Source organism: Deinococcus multiflagellatus (genome assembly GCF_020166415.1).
GTDB classification, from domain to species: Bacteria; Deinococcota; Deinococci; order Deinococcales; family Deinococcaceae; genus Deinococcus; species Deinococcus multiflagellatus.
The window spans coordinates 1-1,489 of sequence record NZ_JAIQXV010000054.1; the positions used below are offsets into that span (position 1 = coordinate 1).

General features: G+C 55.5%; 1 protein-coding gene. It reads left to right on the plus strand.

Annotated elements, in window-relative coordinates:
* On the plus strand, positions 1-1,489 hold a 1,489-nt coding region (locus tag K7W41_RS23260), incomplete at both ends, for a condensation domain-containing protein (RefSeq protein ID WP_224612920.1).

The following is a 1,489-nucleotide window of genomic DNA, read 5'->3' on the forward strand; positions in this document are numbered from 1 at the left end:
ATGCTTCTACTCAGTCGTCTCGAGCGAGAATTCGGCATCAAGGTGTCGTTTAAGGCGTTCTATGAAGTCCCAACGGTCAGTGGCGTTCTTGAGCACGCCAAGCCAGTCGTCGACCACGCGGTTCCAACCCGCCGGGAAGCCAGCGAAGAAACCGCTCGTCCGTCGCGATGGCCCGCCACGCCTGAACAGGAGAGCCTATGGGTGCACAGTGCACATCAACCCTCTTCGACCTACAACGTGCGCCTTGATCTGAAAATCCAGGAAACGATCGACGCGAAGCGACTATCCGCAGCAATAGAACGGGTCATCTTCAATCGTACAGTCTTCAACACGCGCTTCACATGGCACGGCGACCGACTGTACCAGGAAGATCGGAACGACCAGAGCCTGGACCTTCAAATTTACGATGTATCGTCTTGGCCGTTCCCCGAGCAGACCCAGTTCATTGAAGAACGCCGTCATGCACTCTGGGGGTTCATCTTTGATCCGGCTACAGGTCCCCTTCACGCGATGGAGGTTGTCGTCACGCAGGAAGGTACCCATCTCATATGCTCTGTTCACCATATGGCCGTTGACGGCACGTCAGCGCGATCGTTCGTTAACGCCATAGAGTGGGAGTACCATCGTATGGCTGGAAGCGGTGCGGTACAGAACCCATCAGTTTCAACGTTCCGTGAGTATGGGGAATGGAGAGCCCACATGGCGCACCATGCGCCATATCCCACTTCGTACAAGGAATTCTGGCGCCAGCACCTACAGAGCACCGACCTCGCTCCCCGTCTTACTACGGCGCACATCGAGGACATCCCTTCCGCAACTGGCGGCCGTCACACAGTCCAGACTATTCTTACGGAGTCACTTCCAAAACTGCGCGATTCGAGTCGGGCGCTTGGCTGCACTCCGTTTACGGTTCTATTCGCTGCTTACGCCGCGTTGATCTACAAATACTCTGGCGTTGCCGATTTCACGGTGGGTGTACCCACCACAGTCCATAGACCACCTCAGTTCGAGGCGGTCATCGGAAACTTTATCAATACGCTGCCGGTTCGGGTGGTGGTACTTGATGACGACTCTTTTCAAGCCTTGGCTGTCAGGCTCCGTGGAGAGTTGGGCAATGTATTTGATCATAGCCTGCCTCTACAAGAGATCGTTGCGGTTGTCCCGTCCCGTCCTATGGACGCCCATCCCCTTTTTCAATACACCCTCAATTACTTTGAGGCTGAAGACGGGCGGAAGGCAAGCGACATACCGAATCCCCGATGGGACCTCGACGAGGACTCTGACTCAGAGTTCGACGTCGCACTCTCGATCACCCGGAAGAATGACCAATTGAAGCTGGTGGTCACCAGTGCTGCGAATCGTCTCTCCGAACAGGCAACTCAAAGGCTGATCGAGGACTATCAGACGCTCCTCTCCACCATGCTGGACGCTTCCGATGCCATTATCGCTTCCGTTCCTCTTATCTCCCCTGCAGAGGAAGCACTGGTCA